This is a genomic window from Actinomadura harenae (assembly GCF_003696215.1).
GTDB classification, from domain to species: Bacteria; Actinomycetota; Actinomycetes; order Streptosporangiales; family Streptosporangiaceae; genus Spirillospora; species Spirillospora harenae.
Map to the genome: position 1 here is coordinate 1 of NZ_RFFG01000247.1, position 2,345 is coordinate 2,345.

Annotated in this window: 2 protein-coding genes; both read right to left on the reverse strand. The window is 75.3% G+C overall.

Features of this window, described 5'->3' with window-relative positions:
* Nucleotides 1-120: 120 nt before the first annotated feature.
* Nucleotides 121-648, reverse strand: a complete 528-nt coding sequence (locus tag EBO15_RS43220; protein ID WP_122200195.1) for a DUF6542 domain-containing protein — start codon at nt 646-648, stop codon at nt 121-123.
* Nucleotides 649-704: 56 nt separating this feature from the next.
* Entirely contained in the window at nt 705-2,069 is a 1,365-nt protein-coding gene (locus EBO15_RS43225; protein ID WP_122200196.1) for a DNA recombination protein RmuC, read from the reverse strand.
* Nucleotides 2,070-2,345: the final 276 nt, after the last annotated feature.

Below are 2,345 nucleotides of genomic sequence, written 5' to 3' on the forward strand. Positions count from 1 at the left end.
CGTCCGGTGAGTGCACACGAGCACCTCCCGACCAGGGCCGACAGATCCCGTTGAGGACCCAAGGTCAGTCAGTCGGCGGGTCAGACCCCGGACGGGAGGTGCTCACCTCCATCATCACTGTCAGTCGACGTCGCCGTGGGGGAGGGGGCGGCTCGCCGGCTCCTCCCAGCGGACGGGGTCGACGTCGTCGTCCTCGGCGAGGGTGCGGCCGCGGGCCAGGCGCGCGCGCAGGTCGCGGAAGGCGCCGGGCAGGCCCCGCGGGATCGCGACGCCGACCGTCAGCAGGGTGCCGGCGAACAGCCACGGCGCGATCCCGGCCAGGGCGCTCAGCAGGCCCAGGGACATCGTCCGGGTGAGCGGGCCGTCGTCCGCGGCGAGCTCGGCGACCACGGTCGCGGCGAAGCACGCCAGCGGCGGGCTCACGATCAGCGTCGGCAGGTCGGCCGGGCGGGTCAGCAGCGCCGCGAGCACGCAGCCCGCGACGAACAGGCCCCCGGCCAGCGGCGAGACGTCGACCCAGCGCGCCAGCAGCGCGCCGAGGAGGGCGGCGGCCAGGATGAGCGCCACCCCGCCGCGTCCGGTGAGGGTGACCGTCCCGGCCCTGCCGGACGGCCGGGACGACCGGCGCGAGGAGGCGTTCTGCCGCACTGGACCCCCTGGCCCGGGTGAGGCGCCGTCCGGCGCCTCACGAACCGTCGAAGTACTCATTGCCACCTCTCCCGCCGATCGTGTTGATCAGGGATGGCCCGTCCGCCGAAACCTACCGCTTCCGCGCCCAGCGCGGGATGCGCGCGGGATTCGGCGTCCCCTCCGAGGCGCTCCTCGGGTCCCGCCCCGGGTCCCGCCTCGGGGGCCGGAGCGGTGAACTCGGCGGCCGACAGGGGACGCGGGGCGTCCTCGACCGGGGTCGGGGCCTCCAGCCTGTCCTCCACGACGCCCAGGTCGTTCAGCCGCCGCGCGGACACCAGGACGCGGGTCTCCAGGGAGCCGACCGTCCGGTTGTAGGCGCGGACGGCCCCGGTGAGGGAGCGGCCCAGCTCGTCCACGTGGCGGCCCATCGTGCCGAGCCGCTCGTACAGCTCCTTGCCGAGGTCGAACACCGCGCGCGCATTCCGCGAGAGCGCCTCCTGCTGCCACGCGTAGGACGCCGTCCGCAGCATGGTGATCAGCGTGGTCGGGGTGGCGATGTGGACGCGCCGCCGCATCGCGTACTCCAGCAGCGCCGGGTCGCGGTCGAGCGCGGGCGCGAGGAACGCCTCGCCGGGGACGAACAGCACGACGAACTCGGGCGCCGGGCTGAACGCCTGCCAGTACGCCTTGGCGGCGAGCCGGTCCACGTGGTCGCGGATATGCCGGGCGTGCGCGTCCAGCCGGTCGCGCTCGGCGGACGCCTCGCCGGTCGACGCGGCCTCCAGGTACGCGGCCAGGGACACCTTGCTGTCGACGATGATGTTCTTGCCGCCGGCCAGCCGGACGACCAGATCCGGCCGGACGGTGCCGTCCTCGGTGGCCGCGGACGCCTGCTCGTCGAAATCGCAGTGGTGGGTCATCCCGGCCAGTTCGACCACGCGGCGGAGCTGGAGCTCGCCCCAGCGTCCGCGCGCCTCGGGCCGCTGGAGCGCGCGCACGAGGGAGCGGGTCTCGGTGCGGAGCTGCTCGCCGCTCTGCCGGACGAACTCGACCTGCTTGGCGAGCATCGCGTGCGACTCGCGGCGTCCGGTCTCGACCTCGCGGAGCTGCTCCTCGACCTTGGCGAGCGTCTCGCGCAGCGGCGCGACCAGGTGCTCGACGGCCTGCTTGCGCCGGTCGAGCTCGCCCGCGGCCTCGGCCCCGGCGACCTTGAGCCGGGCGTCGGCCAGCTCCAGGAACCGCTGGTTGGACGCGTCCAGCGCCTTGGCGGAGAGGTTCTCGAAGTGCCCGGCCATGCGCTCCTCGGCGTAGGCGAGCTTCTCCTCGGCGGCCTTGGCGCGGGCGATCAGCGCCCCCTGGCGGCCGGTGGCCAGGGCGTATCCGACCACCACGCCGAGGACGGCCCCCAGGAGCAGGCCGGCGAGCAGCGCGAGATCCATCCGTCAATCGTGACAGCGGATCGGGGGCGCACCGGCGCGACGCGCCGGGCCGCGGGCGAGCGGGGCCCGCGATGTCCGGACTATTAGACTCATTGTGTACTTAGGTTCATGACGTCCCCCCGCGAGGAGTGGCCATGCCGTCCGCCCCCGAAGCCGCCTCCGGCCCCGCCCCCGCCTCTGAACCCGGACCCGCCCCCGCCCCCGCCCCCGCCTCCGGCCCCGGGCCTGCCGCTGCGGGGCGGCGGACCGTCCGGCCCGTCGCGGCCACCCGGGCCC